Raw genomic sequence first — 20,132 nt, forward strand, 5'->3', positions numbered from 1 at the left:
GGAAATTACGGCGGGATTACCGAGTCGGACATAGCTCGTATTCGACAATGCCGAATGGCTCGGCTGGTTGCCAGACCTCGGCGCCACTACCGTCCGACTCGCTAGGAGGATGTATGGCGCAGCTCACACTGGGTTTCAATGATGTGACCCAGGTATTACCGAAGATTCGACATTGTCGAATCGTCACTTGCCGGAGAGGTTTCCCGACATGCCAGGTCCGATCCAATCAATCGAGCGAGCAGCGGCCGTGCTGCGGTTGCTGGCCCGTGGATCCGGTCGTCTCGGCATCGGCGACATCGCGGGTGCGCTCGATCTCGCCAAGCCGACCGCGCACGGCATTCTGCGCACGTTGCAGGGCGTCGGTTTCGTCGAGCAGGACTCGGCAACCGGCAAATACCAGCTCGGCGCCGCGCTGCTGCATCTGGGCACCAGCTATCTCGACGCTAACGAGCTGCGCTCCCGGGCGATCAACTGGGCCGACGCCCTCGCGGCGCGCACCGGAGAGTCGGTGCGGATCGGTGCCCCGATCGGCGGCGCGGTGGTGGTGGTCCACCATGTGTTCCGGCCGGACTACACCGAGCAGGCGCTCGAGCTCGGCGAACTCTTGCCCCCGCACGCCACTGCTCTGGGCAAGGTCCTGCTGGCCTACGACACCGACCTGGCCGCCACGGTACGCGGACGCGAACTGGCTCCGCTCACACACCGCACTCTCGTCGACCGAGCCACGCTGGCCAGGGCGCTGGCCGTGGTGCGGCAGGCCGGATGGGCAGGCGACACCGAGGAATTCCGGTCGGGCGAGGCGGGTATCGCCGCGCCGATCCGGGCGCCCGGCGGTCTCGTGGTCGGCGCCATCGGCATCACCGGCCGGGTGGATCGACTGTGCGACGCACAGTTGCGGCACCGGCCGGCGCTGGTCGGTTACGTCCTCGACGCCGCACGGGCGGTCTCGAGGGATCTCGGTGCGCCGCACTGAGTTCCGGCAGGCCGGTGACTGGCGGACTTCGACTGAAGGCGGCCGCCGATGACGCAACGTTACGTGCTGTCCATCGATCAGGGCACCACCTCGACCCGCTGCATCCTGTTCGACCAGCGCGCCCGCTTGGTCGGCGTCGCGCAGCGCCCGCATCAGCAGCACTATCCGCGCCCGGGATGGGCCGAGCAGGACGCGCTGGAGATCTGGCGCAACGTCGAGCGGATCGTGCCGCAGGCGATGCGGGATTCCGGCGTTGCCGCCAACCAGATCGTCGCGCTCGGCATCGCCAATCAGCGTGAGACCACCGTGGTGTGGGACCGCCGCACCGGGATGCCGATCGGGCGCGCCATCGTCTGGCAGGACGTGCGGACCGAGGAGTTGGTCAGCGAGCTGCGCGAACGGCCGGGTGCGGACCGGATCCGCGAGCTGTGCGGCCTGCCGCTGGCCACCTACTTCGCGGCGCCGCGGCTGCGGTGGATGCTGGACGCCGTCCCGGGTCTGCGCGAGCGCGCCGAGCGCGGCGAGGTGCTGTTCGGCACCATGGAGACCTGGCTGATCTGGAATCTCACCGGCGGGGTCGACGGCGGGCTGCACCTCACCGATGTCACCAACGCCAGCCGCACCTTGCTGATGAACCTCAGCACCCTCACCTGGGACGACGAACTGCTGGCGTTCTTCGGCATTCCCGCGGCGATGCTGCCGCACATCCAGCGCTCCACCGCGTCCTACGGCGTGACCCGCCGGGTGGTGCCTGGCATTCCGATCGCCGCCGCGCTGGGCGACCAGCACGCCGCGCTGTTCGGCCAAACCTGTTTCGCGCGTGGGGAAACAAAGTGCACTTATGGCACCGGCGGGTTCCTCATGATGAACACCGGACGCGATCTGGTGCGGTCCGAGCACGGCCTGCTCACCACGATCGGCTACCAGATCGGCCCCGAGCCGGTATACGCGTTGGAGGGACCGATCGCGGTCACCGGCTCGCTCGTGCAGTGGGTGCGGGACAACATCGGCCTGGTCACCAGCGCGCCGGAGATCGAAACGCTCGCGCGCACCGTCGAAGACAACGGCGGCTGCTATGTGGTGCCCGCGTTCTCCGGGCTGTATGCGCCGCATTGGCGCAGCGACGCCCGCGGCCTGATTGCCGGACTGACCTCCTACATCACCAAAGGGCACATCGCCCGCGCCGTGCTGGAGGCAACCGCGTGGCAGACCCGCGACGTGGTCGAGGCGATGAACGCCGACTCCGGCCTGCAGGCCGCCACCCTGCGCGTGGACGGCGGCATGACGTCGAACAACCTGCTCATGCAGATCGTGGCCGACGTACTCGACGTACCCGTCATGCGTCCGTTGGTCGCCGAGACCGTCTCGCTGGGTGCGGCGTATGCCGCCGGCCTCGCTGTCGGTTACTGGCCGGATCTGGAGGGGCTGCGCAACAATTGGCGCCTTGCCGCCCAATGGCTTCCGCGAATGGACCCCGCGCATCGCGAGGACGAGTACGAGAAGTGGAGGCGCGCGGTGGAACTGACCTTCGGCTGGGTGCGATCGAAACCGCGTGCTCGCTAGAAGCGTGTCGACCGATCACCGCGGCGCGGTGATCGGTCGGACGCGGGCCGCAGGAGGGGACGACTACGAGCCGAGTTGCTCGCGGACGAATGCCGCAGCCTGGTCCCGGTAGTCGTTGACGAAGTACGCGAAATGCCCAGGACTCAAGGCATTTCCGAACCCGGCGGCCGGGTCGCCGCCCTGGCAGACGCGGTCGGCGGCGGCGCAGTAGGAGCGCACGCGGTCGGTGAATTCTCCGAGGGCGCCGACGGGCAGCGCGGCGGTGCCCGACAGGGCGGGATCGTAGTTGCCGCGGTTGAAGGGGTCGGCGCCGTTGAACAGCGGACTGCCGAACAGGGCGATCGCGTCGATCTGCGCGGCGGCTTGGTCGGTCAAGGCGGTCCGCGTGCGAAGGGTGTTGCCGATGACGCGGGTGCCCTGTGAGTAGCCGAGGAGGACGAGCTGCTGTTTCGGGCATTCGGCTGCGGCCTTGTTCACGAGTGCCGTCAGGTTCTCGACACCGCGCACGGCGCTGTCGGGAGCCATCGAGGCGGGATACTCGAGTTCGGTCACTGTGGTGCTGCGGCCGGATTCCTGGGCGATCCGCCGGGCCAGCGGGGTCAGCAGCAGACTGCCGATCTGCGGTTCGAGCGTGCCACGGACGGTGACTACGCTGACCTCCGCGCAGCCGGTGGAACTGGGGGAGGGCTCAGCGGACGCGATCGGGAGGACCGGCAGCGCCAGCGCCGCGGCGACGGTCGTGGTAGCGCACAGCAGGATTCGAGATCGTTCACGCATGCGCCCACTGTATTGCGCCCCGCGGCCGCGGCGCCAGATGCCGCACACCAGTTCAGCGAACGGACGGTCATTGTCGTTGTCTTGCTTGTCCTCCGGCGTGCGAGGCGCGTCAAGGAAGCCGTTTGACGACTGCTACATGTCGTGCTCCCAGCTGCCGCGCGTGTCGACGCCCGCAGCATCCCCCAGCGCCTCCAGCTCCGCGATCTCCTCGTCGGCGAGCTCGATGCCGCAAGCTCGGACCAACCCGTCGATGTAACCCGCCTTCGTGACCCCGATGATCGGGGTGGTCCCCTTGGCAATGGCCCAGGCGGTGGCGACGTCGGCGGCGGACGCGCCTCGGTCCTCGCCGATCGCTCCCATCCTGGCCGTCAGCGCCTGCAGCTGAGGCAGGATGCCGTTGTACACGGCCGCCCGGCTGCTGCCCTCCGGCAACGGATGAGCCGGGCTGTACCTGCCGGTCAGCGCCCCTTGCTCGAGAACCATGTAGGAAAAGAACCGCACGTCGTGCTCGCGGCAGTGCTCGAGGATGCCGGCGCGCTCAGAGCTTCGGTACAGGAGACTATAGTGGTTTTGGACCGCCTCCACACGGAAGCCGGCCTCGCCGAGGATCTGATCGGCAAGAGCGATCTCCTTCATGTTGTGGTTCGAGACGCCAACGTGTTTGATCCTGCCGCTCTGCAGCAGCGGTATCAGAAGCGGCGTCCAACGGGCCACGTCGGCAGGATTGTGGATCCAGTACAGATCCACATAGTCGGTGTCCATTCGGTCGAGGCTCTGCTCCAGCATGTCGGCGACCGGATCGTCGCCGTCACCCGCGACCTGCGGGGTGAACTTCGTCGACAGCTGGTACTCGCTGCGGGCGTAGCCTTTCAGCGCCTGAGCGAGGACCGTCTCCGAGTGGCCCATGCCGTACACCACCGCGGTGTCCCACAGGGTGAACCCGTTCGATTGCGCCTTCTCGACGACCTCTCGCAGGCCGGACTCGGTCAGCCGACTGCCGAAATAGCCGTCGCCCACCTCGCCGCTGTCTCCCCAGGCCCACGTGCCCAGCGCCACCGCCGGCGCTGTCAGCGTCCTACTCGTCATCTCGCCTACCTCCAGTCTCATTTCTCATCACCCCTGGGATCGTGTCGGGACGTTCGATCCCCCAGGAGACCGCGATGGCCGCCACCGGAGAAGGTCGCGTTTATAGGGGGTGTGATCTCGACCCCCCTCGCGCCGTAACCAGCGGCTACCGTGAACGACATGGACCAGCAGCCCGGAAACCGCGGCGAAATCCGGCATTTCCTCGCCAGCCGGCGCGCCAAAATCACCCCGGCGCAGGCCGGACTGCCGACCAACGCTCGTCGCCGGGTCGCCGGGCTGCGGCGCGAGGAGGTCGCCGTCCTCGCCGGCGTGAGCACGGAGTGGTACACGCGGCTGGAGAAGGGCCATATCGGCGGCGTGTCCGAAGACGTCCTCGGCGCGGTTGCTCGCGCCCTGCGAATGGACGACGACGAACGCACTTACCTGTTCGACCTGGCCCGGTCATCGCGGCCCGCGAATCGCACGCCGTCGCGTCGCAGGGATGTCGAGGTCCCGCCCCAGGTCCAGTGGCTGCTCGACTCCATGACGATGTCCTCGGCGTTCGTACGCAACGGCCGCACGGACGTCGTCGCCAGCAACCCTCTGGCCCGAGCCCTGCACGCGCCGATGTTCGTCAGCGACACCATCGACCAGCGCGGTCGCCCCAACATCGCCCGCTACGTCTTCCTCGACCCCGGCGCACGTGACTTCTTCCTCGACTGGGACGCCGCCGGCAATGCCACCGCCGCCCTGCTGCGCGCCGAGGCCGGGCGCGAGCCCCGCGACCGGGCACTGCGCGAACTCGTCGGCGAGCTGTCCACCCTCAGCCCCGAGTTCCGCGACCGCTGGGCCGCGCACGACGTCCTGATCCGCCACGACGGCATCAAACGGCTCCAGCACCCCGACGTCGGCCACCTGGAACTGACCTTCCAGGACCTCGACCTACCCCTGCCCGGCCGAGCCGTGCACAACCTGATCACATACACCGCCGAGCCCGGCACCGCATCGGAAGACCGGCTCGAACTCCTCGCCAGTTGGGCAGCTACGCAATCCCGGGCGGCAGAGCCGACCCGCCACTCTCCTCAGCCCGGGTCGCTCTGATCCGTCGCGGTTCGCCCGGCCTTGTCCTCGGCGTCCTCGCCACCCCACATCTACGATCACCGCGGCCTGGACCGCGCCGCCGCATCGGATCCGGTGCCCGTCGCGACAGTCTGCAGACCGTGGCCGCCGCGTAGTTGGCTCGGCCGCGATCGCCCGACAGTCCGGCCCGACGACCACGACATCGAGGTGCCGGGGGATCACGGCCATCGGTCCTACCACTGGTTCTCGTCGTGTGCTGGTGGAGTACATCTCCGAGTACAGGGCCCCGGGCGAGCGGGTTGGCGGCCAACGTGTCGAGGCGGTTGTTCACGACGGACGCCGGCAGCCCCGGCATGCCTTCGACGAGTCGCGCCACGCTGGGCCGAACCGTCGGCCGGACCGCCCGGTGCCGGGTCTCCGGTGTCGGTGCTGCCGAGCGGGCGAGGTCGTACAGATGTATGCGCTCGGTTCCGTCGAGCCGCAGCGCCTGGGCCAGCGCGTCCAACATGGTGTCGGAGACACCTTTGGGTTGCCGCGCTCCAGACGCGTGTAGTACTCGATGCTCACCCCAGCGAGTGGTGCCTGCTCTGCACTCCTACTGGCAGCACGTTGGCGGCAGCGAGTTCGTGGCCGATCGACGGCGTGCAGCCGCAAACCCCTTGCCCCGCACCTGAACTCGACAACAAACCACTCAACTCACGGACAGTGTCGCTCATAGCGCAGTGAACGGCCCTGTCCGAGCTGCTACCGTCCGGCTCACATGTTGAGAGGCGGCTGGATTCGATCCCGGTAGGCCGTCGGTGAACAAACCACGGCAGGTGACTGCTACAAGCGGCGGAAGTATTCACTTGCGAAGTCGGTCAGCCGCTGTGCCGCGGCGGAGAAATAGGTGTCCGCGCGCCACACGAGGGTCAGGACGCGGTAGCAGTCCGGTACGTCCAGGCGCACCCAGGAGCCCGGAAGATAAGCGCTGGTGCTCAGTGAATACGCAGGCACCAGACCGACGCCGAGGCCCGCGCTGATCAAGTAGCCGGTAGCTCCGGGCTCATCGCTCTCGCAGACGTACACGGGTTGTAGTCCGGCCGCCGCGAACATCTGATCGGTCAGCTCGCGTGGCCAGTAGCCGGGGCGGGTGGTGACGAACGGTTCGCCCGCGAGTTCTTCGGGTCGCACGCATTCCCGTCCAGCGAGCCGATGTCCCGGCGGTACCCCGAGCAGTGCTTCCTCCCGCAACAGTTCTCGCGTCCGCAAGTTCGGTCCCGACAGCGGCTGGGAAGCGATACAGAGGTCGACCTCGCCCGTGTGCAATTGTCTCGCCATGGTCGCGGCATCGGACTGGTGGAGTCGGATATCGACACCCGGGTGCTCGGCGCGGAACTCGGTGACCATCCCGGTCACCGTGAGCAGGGTTTCCGCGGCGATTGCGATGCTGCCGTGGTCGAAGCCGGCGGCATCGCCGAGTTCGCGGCGGGCGTCGTCGAGTTCGCGCAGCGCCCGGTCGACGCGGCGGAGAAACGCGGCGCCGAATCGGTTGAGTCGCAGCCCTCGCCCCACCCGATCGAACAGCGGCACGCCGAGATCGTCCTCCAGGCGGGCAATCGCGCGGCTGAGCGAGGGCTGCGCGATGCGAAGCTCGGCGGCCACCTGACTGAGGTGCTCGCGGCGGGCCACCGCCTGGAAGTAGCGGAGCTGCAACAGATCCATTTCATAGCCTGAGTGTTATGAATTCTTGTGAATTCTGGTCTTGGACAGCATAGAACGCAATCGGTGAAGCTGTGGACATGCACCGCCCGGAACGAGCAGCACAGTCGAGACGTGGGCGGATGGTCCGCCCACTCGAATTCGAGGAGTCCTCATGCACAACAACATTCGCACCAAGGCCGCGTTCATGACGTTCGTCGCCGCGCCGCTCATCGCCGTCGCGGTCAGCGGCTGCGGCGCGAACACGAGCGAGACCGAAGCCCGGGCAGATGATCAGGTCGAGGTCCTCGAACTCGGGGTCGAGAACGATCAGTACGCCAGTCTCGATCTCGGCCAGCCGGGGGTGAGCGTGGGCGACATGGACGTGTACTCCGGCAACGCGATACAGCACGGACGCACAGTCGGACGCGGGGGCGGCTCGTGCCAGACCCTTCATGTCGACGGCGAGAACATCACCATGCAGTGCTCGATCACCATGGAACTCATGCAAGGCTCGGTAACCATGCAGTCCCTCTGGGTGAGAGGCGCGAGCCCGCTCGACATGGCCATCACCGGCGGGACAGGCGTGTACCGCGAAGCGCGGGGCACGGTCCGCTTCTGGGACATCGGCACCCCGAACGAACGAGCACGTGCCGAGATCATCCGTTGATTCGTGGACGGTTACGCGGCGTCGCGGCCCTCCCACCGCTTCACCGCAACATGCTGTTATGGGCAATGTGGCAGCGGCAACGGGGCGGGCAGCATTCGACCGAAATGAGGAGTGCTTAATGGAAATGTCACCCCGGCCATTTTCGCCGACTCTGCCTCCTAAGGCCCAGAGCAGCCCGCGCGATCAGCGGCGTGAGCGGACAATCGGCGCCCTGCCCGCGCGTCGTCAGAGTGCGATCAGTATCGAAAGCGGGCCTTGTCCCCGTTGATACGTATCAGAATTCCTGTCAGTGACGCCCCGCCGTCGATAGACATGAGGGCAAGCCCCAGCGCCTGAATCGCCTCATCGGCTTCGGCGGCCGCCTTCGAGTCGCCGCGACGCCAGGCGTCGCGAGAAGCAGCGAACACTGGTTCGAGATCCGGCCATCCAGGTCCAGGCTCGAACAGGCAGTCTGTCCAGAACATGTCGACGCCGTCCTGGGCCAGGACTCCGATGACTTCACCAGCCCGCACGAGCTGCCAACGGGGATCAGTCATCGCTCTCCTCTCCGCTCGGCTTTCTGCTCCGAGCGCTGATAGACCAGGTGTTACAACAGCTCGGGACCCGGCACCATACTCGATTCGCCATTACAGGATGCTTGCCGACTTGGTGGTAGCGACGTGGTCGAAGACCGATCTGGGGGACATCCGTCCGCGCCTGTTCCGGGTACGCGGACCGGCGGCAGCGGCTCCACCACCTCCTAACCGATCCATCAGGATTCGTGCTCTCGCCGCGCCGAATCACGGGGCTGCTGTCGGGAGAGGCGACATCGTCGTCTCCCTCCCGCAAGCGGGCATTTGATGAGTGTGTAACCGACATGTCACCCAGCCAGTGCCAGACAGACTGTCCGACCGCGCGATAGGCGGATGCGGACATTCAGATCAGCGACGGCTATCGAACACCCCTGCCAGCGCGTTAGCCGCTACGAGATACCGTGCCCTGAATCCGAGACGTGCTCGTTCCGCCGTAATCCGCATATTCGTAGGTCGCCGAAACCACCCGGCTACTGCCAGCCTCGCAATTCGGAGCGCGCAGGTGGGTAAACGCGAACTCGTTGCCTGTACCAGGCTGATACAGCATCACTTGGGTTCCCGGCGGACCCGACTGTAGTGGCAGCTGGTCTCGGAACGAGATCGCGGTCGGCGGGGTAGTTTCGACGCTGCCGGTGCCGTTACGCAGAGAGACCACGACCCCGAACACGTTGTCGGGCACATCCTTCGGCGGATACGACTGGGTCGCGCCGCCCGTGTAGACGGTCGACTGTCCCTCGTCGGTCCAGTCCGACAAGTTCCTGCCGCAATGGGGGTTGGTGACGAGCCGAGCCAGGACGCCGGACGGTGTGCCGCTGCCCGCGATCAGCGGCGGAATTGTGACCACCGCACCGACGAGAATGGCAACTACCAGCACTGCTCCGCCTCGAATCGAGGCGGCGCGCGTCCGACCGGATCGGTTGCCATACAAGTGCAAGAAGGCTGCCGCGAACGCTGCGGCAAGGGCGAAGCACGCCGCGACGATGCTCGTGTCGAGGTGTCCGGATAACTCCGGCTTGTAATCGGACAAGTACAGCTCGGTTCCCACCCACTGAGCGAACAAACTGGCAACTATCCCACCCGCGATGGTGCCGCCAGGCGCGAACCGGTATGGCATCAGCCCGAAAATGCCAGTGACGACCAGCACCGGGCTGATCACAAACAGGAACGGCCAATAGACCATGAGGTTGGCCGCGAAGCTGCCGCCCGCTTCGAGCTCGAACCGTGGATCCGATCCCGGCTCCGAGTACAGTCCGAGCCCGATCGCCACCCACGCCACAGCCAGCGCGCCGACGGCAACGACATGCAATATGTACGCGAAAAGGCTCGAGCGATTCCACGATGTATCACGAGCGAACACGCGGTCACTGTATCGACCAGTTGTGTCTGATCCGGTTACCAAGTGTGGAGAAATCGTGTGGGTCCGGTAGGAGACTCCGAAGTCGTGGAGCCCCAATCCATTCAGCGGGCGTCGCGGCGGCAGTTTATGGGACCTCGGTCGTCACCCACGCCAACGCCATTCCGACACCGATGCCCTCAGGTATGGATAACGACTATGCGGCGCAGCCGATTTCACGTCCTGCCGCCGCCGGTACGCCGTGCCTGTTCACACAGTCGAGGCCTTCGCCGACATCGATCACGTGCCAGCGCATGTTCCCGTTCCACGCGGAGTACTGGAACAGATACATGACCGGATGCAGGGTGCCCTCCGGATGGCTCATCGCCGAGGCGAAGGTGCCGCTACACCGTGCGCGCTGGAGATCTGCCAGCGGATACTTGGGCGTCCCAGTCATTCTCAACGAGGTGATCAGAAACTCGCGAGTGACCATGGCGCAGGGTTCGTCCGCTGACGGCGTGTCCGAAGGTTGGGGTGCCGCCGAGGTAACGGTGCTCTTGGTGGCAGGCGCCGTGGTTTCCGCGCTGGGCGCGGTGGTTTCAGCGCCGGGCGCGGTGGTTTCAGCGCCGGGCGCGGTCGTCTCGACAGTGGGCACCGTGGTCGAGACGGTCTTGGAAACGGTGCTCGATGCCGAAGATCCGGCATTGGACGCGCCCTCGCCGCCACACGCACTGAGGGTCACTGCGGCGGTGGCCGCGACGGCCGCGAGCAACATACGTTGGGCCATGTCGTCTCCTCGGGTAGGGGCCGCCCTCATTGGCGGCCGCTCCCAGATCATCTGGCCGAGTAGAGATTTCGTTTCGTTGACGAACTATGACAGTTATCACGACCGTCGCCTGTATCACTACGGCCGACGTGACCGATTGGCTGCCGCAGTCCTCCGATTCGACAAACTCACCTACGCGCGCCACGAGCACCGGACACAACCGAACCAGAGGCCAGCATCCACGCCGAACAGGTGCGAGCGCACCCACTGCCGACCTGCGCATATCCTGCTCATCACGATCGCCGATCCCGATGGTTGCCCGCCCCCTGGCCAACCCGCCGCCACACCGAAATCAGTTACCTCTGGCGCGATTTCGCCGACGTCCCCGAGCCCTCGGGAGCGTCGGAACGGAAATTGCCCGCGGGCCCCTGCTGTCCCGCCTTCATGCCGTTCCCTCCTGGTCTGCGAAGCTCCCATCGTCGGCCGCGGCGATACCTACGGCAGGTGCGGTGAGACGCCTGGCGATGTCCAGGGTTTCCCGAATGCGATGGACGAGGGGGGTTCGGTCGGGGTCGTTGACCCAGCGTTCGTAGGCGACCTTGAACGCGGCGATCCCGATTTCGGCCGCGAGTGTTGCGGTGGTGGTCTGTAGACCGCGTTCGCCCAGCGCGTGGGCGAGCGTGGAAGCGAGTGCGGCGAGTTTGGCCAGTTCGCGTTCCTGGAGTTCGGGGTTGGCGGAGATGACGGCGTGGCGTTGCCGTGCCAGGTCCCCGCGTTCTTCGAAGACGGGTGCGGCTTCGGTCAGGGCGTGGGTGATCACCTCGAGCGGCGAGAGCGAGACAGGGGCGGCGGCCGCGGCGCTCGCGAGGAGGTCGGCGAGGGGGCTGGCGAGGAAGAGGACTTCCCGTTTGTCGGCGAAGTGCCGGTAGAAGGTTCGTTCGGTGACGCCGGCGCGTGTCGCGATCTCCGCCACAGTAGTGGCGTCGAAGCCCTGGTCGTTGTAGAGCTCCAGCGCCGCCTTCTCCAGGCGGCCTCGTGCGTCAGGTTTCCATCGGCTCATGCTCCGATCGTATACACCGATGACAGAATCTGACATCAAAGTGATGACAGAGTCTGACATCAGTGCTACGGTGATGTCACGAACTGACATCAGGTGGCCTGCCTCGGGTGGGGTTGCCGCAGCAGAAGGGGCGCACCATGCGCGTATTCGTCACCGGAGGCTCCGGACACATCGGCTCCGCCGTCGTCCCCGAACTCCTCGAAGCGGGACACCGGGTCGTCGGCCTGGCCCGCTCGGACAAGTCCGCCGCCGCCTTGACGGCTGCCGGTGCCGAGGTGCACCGAGGCGACCTCGACAATCTCGACGGCCTCGCCGCGGTCGCCGCCGCGGCCGACGGCGTCATCCACCTGGCCTTCAAGCACGACGCCATGTTCGCCGGCGACTTCGACAGCGCGGTGGCAGCGGATCTGCGCGCCATCGACACGCTCGGGCACGCGCTCGCCGGCACCGGCAAGCCTCTGGTAAGCACGTCGGGAACCATGCTGCTCGCCTTCGCGGGGCTGAGAGAGGCCACCGAAGCGGACGTAATCGCCGCGGGGCCGCGGATCGACGCCGAGAACGCGGTGGTCGCACTAGCGCAGCGCGATATCCGCTCGTCCGTCGTCCGGCTTGCTCCGACCGTGCACAGCACGCTCGACCACAACGGCTTCATCCCGACCTTGATCTCCATCACCAGGTCCAAGGGCGTCGCCGCCTACGTCGGCGATGGGGACAACCGCTGGCCCGCCGTGCACACGCTCGACGCGGCCCGCCTGTACCGGCTGGCGCTGGAATCGGCGCCAGCCGGATCACGGCTGCACGCCGTCGATGACCAGGGGATCTCCTTCCGAGAGATCGCCGAGGCCATCGGCCGCGGGCTGAACGTGCCCGTGGTCAGCATCCCCGCGACGCAGGCCGACACCCACTTCGGCTTCCTCAGCGCCCACGCCACGGCCGACAACCCGTCCTCGAGCACGCTGACCCGGGACCTCCTCGATTGGAAGCCCGTCCAGCCCGGCCTCCTCGATGATCTCGGCCAAGGTCACTACTTCGAGGTCCCGGCCACCATCACCCCCTGACCGCTCCATTCCAGCCCGCTCGTTCCCCGCGCCCGCGGACCCTCGCGTCCTGCAAGGTCTGCGGGACCCGGGCCAGCAGGACACCCATGCCCCGCCAGAACGGCCAGGGCCCCGGCGATCCCGCATCCGGGAACTCCTCGGTGCACTGCGGAGGGCTGGTAGCCCGCGGGACCTCCTCGGTTGGCTGGATCAGCCGCATGGCGAAGGCGATCCCGCCCATTCGTCACGGCGGCCCGGCTGCACCAGGCGTCGCCGAATCTCGTAGAACATCAGTGGGTGCTTCCCTGGCGGGCCGGACCTCCGCCCCAACGCACTCGACGTGCACGTCGGGGTACTTCTCGCGGTAGCCCGCAAGGTTCTCCGAGTCGCCATCACGATCGAAGAGCTCGTCGAGTTTCTTTGTTCAGGGCTTGACCTTGCCCCGAGGGGAAGGTTCGACGATCGTTCGCATGAACTACAACCCACTGCGCAACGTCGAAGTCCAGCTCCGCGAGCAGGTTTCCGCCTACTGCGAGTCCAACGATGTCCCCGGGTTCGTCGCCGGCGTCTACCACCGCGGCGAGCAGGCCTGAACCGCGGCCCGCTGTCACAGTTTTCAGCCCGGCGTCGTCATATCGGTACCGGGCGGCCACCCACCCGAACACAATGCAAAAGGAACACCGACCATGAACACAACCGTCGCGACTCCGGCACACCGCGTGCGGAGCCTGATCGACTCCGTGGCGGGCCGCACCGCGGCATCGCGAACCAAGTTCGCCGTCTTCGCCGCGACCACCGGCCTGGTACTGACCGAGTCGGTGGTGGGCGCGTACTGGGATCTGGCCCGCATCCCGTACGTCGAGGAGACCTTCGTCGGGCTGCGCTACCCGATGTACTTCGCGACGATTCTCGGCGCGGCCAAGGTGGCCGCGGTCGTCGCCGTGGTGACGCCGGGATTCCCGCGACTGAAGGAATGGGCCTACGCCGGACTGTTCTTCGTCTACGCCGGTGCGGCCGCCTCGCATCTCGCGGTCGGTGATCCGACCGCGAAGGTGGTGTCCCCGCTGGTTTTCGCGGGACTGACGCTGGCCTCTTGGGCGCTGCGCGCCCCGGCCCAGCGCGACCCGAAGCCGTTGCCCCTCGCGCTGAAGTTCCGGCGCGCGTAATTCCCGGTGGGCACGGACAAAGGCGATCGCGCCCCACATTTGTGTACTACTGAAAGTTAGGAAGCAACAATGTCTTTCGATGCTCTGCGCGACACGGTGCGTGGCCGGGTGCTGCTGCCCGGCGACGAGGGCTTCGACGGCGCCGCACGGCCGTGGAATGTGACGGTCGTTCAGCCGGTAGCCGCGGTGGTGGAGGCCGCCGACGTCGCCGACGTGGCCGCCGTCGTCACTTATGCGGCGCGGGCGGGGGTGCCGGTGGTGGCGCAGCCGACCGGTCACGGTGCGGCGGGTGGGATCTCGGAGGCGATCCTGCTGCGCACCGGGCGGCTCGACGGCGTCGAGATCGATGCCCAACGGCGGATCGCGAAGGTCGGCGCGGGCGCGAACTGGGGTGCCGTGCAGGCCGCGGCCGGTGCGCGCGGGCTCGCCGGACTGGCGGGCAGCAATCCGGTGGTCGGAGTGAGCGGCTACACGCTCGGCGGCGGTCTGAGCTGGTTCGGTCGCAAGTACGGCTGGGCCTCGAATGCGGTGCGCGCCTTCGACATCATCGACGCGACCGGCGCCGCGGCGCGGGTGACGGCCGAGAACGATCCGGAGCTGTTCTGGGCGCTGCGCGGCGGTGGCGGTGACTTCGCGATCGTGACCGGGCTGGAGTTCGAGCTGTTCCCGGCGCCGGGACTGTACGGCGGCCGGGTGATGTGGCCGGGTACCCGCACCGCGGAGGTGTTCGCGCTCTTCGAGGAGATCACCGCGTCCGCGCCCGCGGAACTGTCGGTGTGGTTCCACCGTTTCCAGTTCCCGGACGCACCGCCGATGGTCGGGCTGGACGCCGCCTACCTGGGCGACCCGGATGCAGGGCGGGAACTGCTCGCCGCGCTGGACGCGATCGGCGGCGCGGTCACCGACACCCGCGGCGCGCTGGCGGTGGCCGATCTCGGCGCCATCGCCGCCGAACCCACCGATCCCAGCCCTTCGCTGTCCCGCGCCGAACTGCTCACCGCCCTCGACGACGCGGTCGTGAAGACGGTGCTGGAAGGACCGGTCGCCCCGCTGGTCGACATCCAGATCCGCCACCTCGGCGGCGCATTGGCCGAAACCGGTCCCGACGGCGGTGCGTGCGGTCCCGTTGCCGAGCCCTACCTGCTGTACCTGCTCGGCCTGGGTCTTCCGCATCTCGCCGACGCGGTCAAGGGCCGCCGTCGCGAGATCGTCGACGCGCTCGGCGGCAGCATCAGCGGCCGCAAGCCCTACACCTTCCTCACCCCGGAGGAGACCGCGGCGAGCGCGTTCGACGCAGGGACGCTGGCCAGGCTGGGCGAGCTCAAGCGGGCGCGAGATCCGCGCGGAGTGATCCGGGCGAACTACCCGGTGCTGGGATAGAAGTCGGCCGCACCGCCGAGCCGGGCGAACGCAGGCCGCGGACTCTCGTTGTCTCGCGGCCTGCGGACGTCCGGCCGCTCGGTTTCACAGCCGATTCCGTTGGCGCACTCCGGGTCTGCGGCGCGGCGTTGGCGTGGGCCCGAGCCGCTGTCGTTCATTCGGTCGTCGTCGACGACCTCGCCATCATCGCGACCCGCCGCCTGCTCTGAAACCGCCACCGCATCGCCGTCGAACACGGCGCGGCCACCGGTCCGGCGGCCGTGCGCGCGGGCAGGTCCCGCTCGCACCATGGCGAACGCATCGCCTTCGTCCTCTGCGGCGCCAACACCGACCCCACCGACCTCATGTCGGTGGTGTAGCCGCCGTGATCGTCGCCCGCTCGGGCGGCGGCACCCCGCGCCGCCAGCTGGGCGCTGAAACGCGTTGGCCAACAGCCGTTTCCGGCGAGGGCCCTAGCCGATCTGACAGCAGGGGCGCCATCGAACCGGGGGTCCGTGAGCTCGGTCAGAAACGTTCGAGCTCATAGAGTTTCGACCCGGACGGGTCGAAGACGGAGGCATGGTCGGTGTCGGTGAACTCGACGCGGTAGCTGGCGCGATTGGGGCTTTGCGCCACGACCAGCGTGTATCGGCCCTCCGCGTCGGGTTTGCTCGAGATCGAGCACGTCATCGGGCCGCCGATGTCGAGCGGTTCGCCGTTGCTGTAGAAGAAGCCGTCGCAACTGCCGCCGTCGGAATTGAACGTTTTCGTTCCGGTGCCGTCGGATGCGGTCCAGGTGCCGACTATGGCACGGGAGCCCACCGATTCGTCCCCGACCGAGAGTGAGCTCGATCCGCCGCTGTTGCCTGCCGCCCCGCCGGGGGAAGACAGCGAATCCGTCGCGCCGCCCATCAGCCGGTCGGCCGAGAAGCCGAGAAGCGCGACCGCGCCGACGACGACGAATGCCGCGAGAACGGGGTGGTTCTTGGCCTGATTGACGATTTTGCTCGTGACATTCACCGGACCGGTGCTGTGGATATCGCCCATCACCCCGGCGAAATTGCCGGAGTTGTTCATCGACACCGTACCGGGCGCGGTCGGCGTCGCTGTCACTCGCGCGAGTTCGGCGGCGAAGCGGCTGTCGTCCGCGATCGCCGCCGCAATCGACCGTTCGGCGGCAATTTGCGTCACCGACGACACCGAACCGTTCGTCGCCCGAGCCTCCTCCAACAGTCGTCGCACGGCTGCGTCGTCGCCGAGCTTGAAGACGACCGCATTTCGTACTCGATTCACCGCGAGGTCCAGTGTCTCGTCGGTGAGTCCGTTGATCTGTGTTCCGACGCGGTTGGCCTTGCCGACCGCCCATGCGATCAACATGGCGACGGCGACTTCCACGGTCATTGCAGGTTCACCTTTCCCGAAGAGAGAATCCGGCCGCAGTGGTCCGCGGCCGGTGAGCTCAGCCCCATGTGTTGGAGTCCCAGTCGACGGCGTTGTCGATCGACTGCGTGCCGTTGCGTCCGGCCTTGCCTCCGGTCTCCTTGCTGAATCCGAATGTCCCGCAGTAGGAGTCCACTTGTTTGCGCACACCGATGGTGTTGGACACGGACAGTGTGTCCAGGCCGTGGTCGGACAGCAGGTCGTCGAGGGTGTCGTTCTGATCCTCGTAACTCATCGCGGCGAAGTCCGAACAGGTCACATCCTTGGGATCCTGCCCGCACGAGACGGGTGCCAGGACCAGCAGGACGCCTGCCGCTACCGGCAGAACGGATCGGAATCTCATGGTGTTGTCCACTCCCTGTCAGTGGTCGAGGCCGGCGAAGAGAATGAGCCCGCCGACGATGGGGAGCGCATAGAACCAATCCGTCATGAAATATGTGCCACGCGAGAACGCGATATAGCCTCCGTACCCGATGGACAACAGTCCCAGAACAACCAGGACGATCGCGCCGAAACCGTAGTAGTTGAATCCGGCTATACAGATCATGATTCCGAAAACCGCTACGAACAACGCGTTGACAACTCGCATCCGACAACCTCTCTCATATCCGAAATCGCTTTCGACACCGCATCGACCTGTGTGAGTCCGCTGTGCGGAGTGGGTGCGCGCGTCGTCGCGCCGGCACTTCGGCTCGTCTCGACGTCTCGGCACCCGGCCGCGGGCGGCATCGGGTCCTGGGATCAGCTGTCCCGGAGCCGATTCCGATGGGTGGCGGGCACCGATTCGGGTACACCCCGCCCGCACCCGAATCGGCCGGACCTTTTCGTGACGGCGCCACGGCGTCGTCGGATCGAGCATGCACGGCCTCGGCTGTGTGCCGGTCCGTAGCCGAGAAATGCTGGAAAGTATTGAACGTTGCTGGAAGACGCGGCGAGAGCTGCGCCGATCACCGGTGGCCACGCCGCCTCGCGGATCGCGAGATCGGTCGGGCAAAGCCGCAGAGGGAGTCGCCGCGATGGTCGACTCCCTCTGAAAGGCGGTGTGTTTCGGGACCTACAGGACGGCCGATCGGCCTTAGGTGAACAGGGTCGGGTTGCCCCACGCGAGGGCAGGCAGTTTGCCGGAACGTCCGACAGCCGCCATCGCGCCGGCCAGCATCGGATTGTCGAGCGTGTCCGGTCGATAGGCGACCAGGCGCAATCGCAGGACATCGCTCACGTCGTAGCGGATCTTCGCCGGCTCGCCGTAGGCGACCTCGACCTGCTTCTGTGCTTCGCCGTCGAGGAAGACCTGGAAGTAGCCGGTCTGCCGTGGATCCGCGGCGTCGTCCAGGATTCCGACCACTGTTTCGAACTCGCGAAACGATCGGCGCAGGTTGTACTCGATCGGACTGCGCGCATCGCTGCAGAAGTTCGCGCAGCGGTGCACGATGCTGTTGCCGTAGTGGATGCTGTTCAGATCGGCTCCGGTGATCCGTAGATCCGCGCCGCGCGTGATGGGTTCGAGCGCGTCGGTGAGCAGTCGTGCCTTGCGTTTACGCGGTGTGCTGCTCGAATCCGGCGATTCGGTCGGCCAGGCGCCGAACTGCGGGCCGACGTATTTGCCGCGGGGCGGCGCGGCGTGTTCGGAGACTCCGCTGAATGCCGCGAGCAGATCGTTGATGCCTTCTGTCGTGAATTCGCTGATCTCGTAATGGGTTGTGGAATGCGCGGCCAGGAACACCGGAATCTCGTCGACCGAGCGGCCTGGGAGCACGACCGGGAGGATGCGTCGGGTTTCCCCGCGCAAGTTTCTGGTGAGACCGTCACGGATGATCGCCGCCTCGAACTGCGCGCCTCGACCCTCGTCTGCCGCGGCGGTGCCGTCCGCGCGGCGTTTATAGGCGGGCGAGGCGATGACCACGACGAAATCGGCCGCGGAGAGTTGGTCGATCGCCCACAGCGACCAGTCGCGGCGCTCGTAGTCGTCCCACGCGTCGAGCCGGACATCGACGCCCGCCTCGCTGCGCAGGAACGTACAGAACTGGCGAACGAGTTCTTTGTGCTCGGGGGAGTCGTGAGAATAGGAGACAAACACCCGAGGGGCTTCGTTGTCCGAAGCCGCCCGCGCGGATGCATCCTGTTCCGTGCTCACTGGAGCGTCGTGGGCTGCTCAACAGCCCTTGTCGGTGTCATGGGTTTCCCGCCTCTCATGTCGTCCTTTCCGATCGATGCCCCGAATGTGTTTCATCGGGCAGGGGTACGAGTGCACTGTCGCTTCCGCATCGCCGACCTGTGCGCGGCCCGAATTCGGTGATGGCCCAGTATGGTAGGCGACCACATCGGTCTTCCGGACTGCATTGCGCCACGAAATCACCGCACCGGATTCGGCGCGGCGTGCAGTGCTCGCGCCAACCGGGATTCCGCGGGAACGTTCAGATCCCAGGTGAGGGGCAGCGGAAGGATGCGGTCGTTCCGGTGTTCGACGCCGAAGCGGTGCAGCAATGTCGATGTCCTGCTGTGGAATTCGTCGGTCCGCTCGGCCAGCACGATCGGGGCCTGGATCGGATACAGCAACGGAAACAACAGCTTCAGCTCCAGTCCGACCGTGCGCAAGACAACCGAGACATACCCGACCCCCTCGACCTCGACGGTGCTCGGCGTGAAAGCCTGCGCGCCGAGTGCCGTCGCGAGTTTCGCGCAATCGCGACCCACCGGCAGGATCTGTACTCGGGCAGGACGGACGTCGACCGAACCCTGCGGCGTCAGCTCCGAGACGAAGATCGACATGAGGCCGTTGGGCAGTAGCACCTGGTGGTCTTCTGTTCGCCGATTCTGGTTCGTGACAATGGGGTTGACGAAGCGTCCGAGCCACGGAGTCAAGCGGAGACTGTCGGCGAAGGCCGCGGCGTCACCCCGCGAGGGATGGTCCACGCCTTCGGCATGCGAGTGGACGATCCCCTTCAGTTCGAGGTTGGGCTCGGCCTCCTCGATGCGGCTGAGCATCCGCTGAAATGTGGGTGAGGCGCGGAAGGTCGTAGCCGTCGATATCGCGTTCGAGTCCGGAAGGAACGACGCGATCAGCGGAAGCCCCAACGGTCCGAGCAGTCCGCCGCCGCGTTCCGGTGGGTGGGCGGCGACATGCTGGTCGATCGAGGCGAGGACGGAGTCGACGATGGAGATGTGGCGAAACATTCCGCTCACGCGGCCGTGCGAGGTAGCCGAAGTCTGCCTGTCTCGGCGGCGGCGCGGATCGGGACAGGCGCGCGGAACGTCTCGGCGGTGACCTGTGAGAACCGGCGGTCGCGAATCTCCTCTGCGGTGTCCGCCAAGAGAATTCGTCCGTCGATATCGATTACCAGGCCGTACGGGCGGCGGTGGTTTCGGGTGCCCGTCGGTTCGTGCGGACCGGTCGGATCGGGAGCCTGCCTCGACGTCGTGCCGTCGAAGGGCGAGTGTTCCGTGGATCTCGGCTGATTCATCGCATCGGACATGTTCATTCCTTCGGTGGACTACGAAGGCCTCACTCCAGCACAATCGACGCGTGTGGTGCCCGGGGCCCTGAAAAGTGCTCGAACACCCTGAAGGTGCTGTGTGGTCCGAGCAGGAGGG

At 66.8% G+C, this 20,132-nt stretch carries 22 protein-coding genes; 8 read left to right on the forward strand and 14 right to left on the reverse strand.

What is annotated here, in order from left to right; genetic code table 11:
• The first annotated feature begins 208 nt into the window (after window positions 1–208).
• Both AB0H49_RS05475 and glpK read left to right on the forward strand, forming a co-directional pair.
• Window positions 209–973: an IclR family transcriptional regulator gene (locus AB0H49_RS05475; protein WP_357247452.1), complete on the forward strand. Its 765-nt coding sequence runs from the start codon at window positions 209–211 to the stop codon at window positions 971–973.
• A 48-nt stretch (window positions 974–1,021) separates the two neighbouring features.
• Window positions 1,022–2,536, forward strand: a complete 1,515-nt coding sequence (gene glpK, locus AB0H49_RS05480; protein WP_357247455.1) for a glycerol kinase GlpK — start codon at window positions 1,022–1,024, stop codon at window positions 2,534–2,536.
• A gap of 63 nt (window positions 2,537–2,599) precedes the next feature.
• On the opposite strand, the gene AB0H49_RS05485 is transcribed toward glpK, so the two are convergent.
• Both AB0H49_RS05485 and AB0H49_RS05490 read right to left on the reverse strand, forming a co-directional pair.
• Window positions 2,600–3,313, reverse strand: coding sequence for a cutinase family protein (locus AB0H49_RS05485; RefSeq protein ID WP_357247458.1), 714 nt, complete (start codon window positions 3,311–3,313; stop codon window positions 2,600–2,602).
• A 132-nt stretch (window positions 3,314–3,445) separates the two neighbouring features.
• Window positions 3,446–4,399, reverse strand: coding sequence for an aldo/keto reductase (locus AB0H49_RS05490; RefSeq protein WP_357247460.1), 954 nt, complete (start codon window positions 4,397–4,399; stop codon window positions 3,446–3,448).
• A gap of 159 nt (window positions 4,400–4,558) precedes the next feature.
• Here AB0H49_RS05490 and AB0H49_RS05495 point away from each other — a divergent pair, with 159 nt between their 5' ends.
• Entirely contained in the window at window positions 4,559–5,479 is a 921-nt protein-coding gene (locus AB0H49_RS05495; protein ID WP_357247463.1) for a helix-turn-helix transcriptional regulator, read from the forward strand.
• Here AB0H49_RS05495 and AB0H49_RS05500 read toward each other — a convergent pair.
• Window positions 5,421–5,966, reverse strand: a complete 546-nt coding sequence (locus tag AB0H49_RS05500; RefSeq protein WP_357247466.1) for a hypothetical protein — start codon at window positions 5,964–5,966, stop codon at window positions 5,421–5,423. The genes AB0H49_RS05495 and AB0H49_RS05500 overlap by 59 nt on opposite strands.
• Window positions 5,967–6,283: 317 nt before the next feature.
• Complete coding sequence (locus AB0H49_RS05505) at window positions 6,284–7,162, reverse strand: LysR substrate-binding domain-containing protein (RefSeq protein ID WP_357247469.1); 879 nt, start codon at window positions 7,160–7,162, stop codon at window positions 6,284–6,286.
• Window positions 7,163–7,346: 184 nt separating this feature from the next.
• Here AB0H49_RS05505 and AB0H49_RS05510 point away from each other — a divergent pair, with 184 nt between their 5' ends.
• Window positions 7,347–7,808: a dirigent protein gene (locus tag AB0H49_RS05510; RefSeq protein ID WP_357247472.1), complete on the forward strand. Its 462-nt coding sequence runs from the start codon at window positions 7,347–7,349 to the stop codon at window positions 7,806–7,808.
• A gap of 236 nt (window positions 7,809–8,044) precedes the next feature.
• Here the strand turns inward: AB0H49_RS05510 and AB0H49_RS05515 are convergent, their stop codons facing one another.
• From AB0H49_RS05515 to AB0H49_RS05530, 4 genes are all read right to left on the reverse strand, one after another.
• Window positions 8,045–8,344 carry a hypothetical protein gene (locus tag AB0H49_RS05515; protein ID WP_355001470.1) on the reverse strand — a complete coding sequence of 100 codons (300 nt, stop codon included), beginning with the start codon at window positions 8,342–8,344 and terminating at the stop codon, window positions 8,045–8,047.
• 418 nt (window positions 8,345–8,762) lie between these two features.
• Window positions 8,763–9,737 (reverse strand): hypothetical protein, encoded by a 975-nt coding sequence (locus AB0H49_RS05520; RefSeq protein ID WP_357247475.1) that lies wholly within the window; start codon window positions 9,735–9,737, stop codon window positions 8,763–8,765.
• A 193-nt stretch (window positions 9,738–9,930) separates the two neighbouring features.
• Window positions 9,931–10,488, reverse strand: a complete 558-nt coding sequence (locus tag AB0H49_RS05525) for a hypothetical protein (RefSeq protein WP_357247478.1) — start codon at window positions 10,486–10,488, stop codon at window positions 9,931–9,933.
• A 433-nt stretch (window positions 10,489–10,921) separates the two neighbouring features.
• On the reverse strand, window positions 10,922–11,539 hold the full coding sequence (locus AB0H49_RS05530) for a TetR family transcriptional regulator (protein ID WP_357247481.1): 618 nt from the start codon (window positions 11,537–11,539) through the stop codon (window positions 10,922–10,924).
• Window positions 11,540–11,676: 137 nt separating this feature from the next.
• Between AB0H49_RS05530 and AB0H49_RS05535 the strand changes: the two genes are divergently transcribed.
• The 4 genes from AB0H49_RS05535 (at window position 11,677) to AB0H49_RS05550 (ending at window position 15,122) form a co-directional block, all read left to right on the forward strand.
• Window positions 11,677–12,597, forward strand: coding sequence for an SDR family oxidoreductase (locus tag AB0H49_RS05535; protein ID WP_357247968.1), 921 nt, complete (start codon window positions 11,677–11,679; stop codon window positions 12,595–12,597).
• 449 nt (window positions 12,598–13,046) lie between these two features.
• Window positions 13,047–13,169 carry a hypothetical protein gene (locus AB0H49_RS05540; RefSeq protein WP_357247484.1) on the forward strand — a complete coding sequence of 41 codons (123 nt, stop codon included), beginning with the start codon at window positions 13,047–13,049 and terminating at the stop codon, window positions 13,167–13,169.
• 93 nt (window positions 13,170–13,262) lie between these two features.
• Window positions 13,263–13,742, forward strand: coding sequence for a DoxX family protein (locus tag AB0H49_RS05545; RefSeq protein ID WP_357247487.1), 480 nt, complete (start codon window positions 13,263–13,265; stop codon window positions 13,740–13,742).
• A gap of 69 nt (window positions 13,743–13,811) precedes the next feature.
• On the forward strand, window positions 13,812–15,122 hold the full coding sequence (locus AB0H49_RS05550; RefSeq protein ID WP_357247490.1) for an FAD-binding protein: 1,311 nt from the start codon (window positions 13,812–13,814) through the stop codon (window positions 15,120–15,122).
• 504 nt (window positions 15,123–15,626) lie between these two features.
• On the opposite strand, the gene AB0H49_RS05555 is transcribed toward AB0H49_RS05550, so the two are convergent.
• The 6 genes from AB0H49_RS05555 to AB0H49_RS05580 all read right to left on the reverse strand — a co-directional run bounded on the left by AB0H49_RS05555 (window position 15,627) and on the right by AB0H49_RS05580 (window position 20,014).
• On the reverse strand, window positions 15,627–16,502 hold the full coding sequence (locus tag AB0H49_RS05555; RefSeq protein ID WP_357247493.1) for a hypothetical protein: 876 nt from the start codon (window positions 16,500–16,502) through the stop codon (window positions 15,627–15,629).
• Window positions 16,503–16,560: 58 nt separating this feature from the next.
• Entirely contained in the window at window positions 16,561–16,884 is a 324-nt protein-coding gene (locus tag AB0H49_RS05560) for a hypothetical protein (protein ID WP_355001462.1), read from the reverse strand.
• A gap of 18 nt (window positions 16,885–16,902) precedes the next feature.
• A complete protein-coding gene (locus AB0H49_RS05565) occupies window positions 16,903–17,130 on the reverse strand; it encodes a hypothetical protein (RefSeq protein WP_355001461.1) in 228 nt (75 codons plus the stop codon).
• 486 nt (window positions 17,131–17,616) lie between these two features.
• Entirely contained in the window at window positions 17,617–18,618 is a 1,002-nt protein-coding gene (locus AB0H49_RS05570) for an SEFIR domain-containing protein (RefSeq protein ID WP_357247497.1), read from the reverse strand.
• Window positions 18,619–18,893: 275 nt separating this feature from the next.
• On the reverse strand, window positions 18,894–19,715 hold the full coding sequence (locus AB0H49_RS05575) for a Mov34/MPN/PAD-1 family protein (RefSeq protein WP_357247971.1): 822 nt from the start codon (window positions 19,713–19,715) through the stop codon (window positions 18,894–18,896).
• A 5-nt stretch (window positions 19,716–19,720) separates the two neighbouring features.
• The gene (locus AB0H49_RS05580) at window positions 19,721–20,014 is read right to left on the reverse strand and encodes a hypothetical protein (RefSeq protein WP_357247500.1); all 294 of its coding nucleotides are present in this window, start codon (window positions 20,012–20,014) and stop codon (window positions 19,721–19,723) included.
• Window positions 20,015–20,132: the final 118 nt, after the last annotated feature.

The sequence above is a fragment of the Nocardia sp. NPDC050713 genome (assembly GCF_040654315.1).
Lineage (GTDB): Bacteria > Actinomycetota > Actinomycetes > Mycobacteriales > Mycobacteriaceae > Nocardia.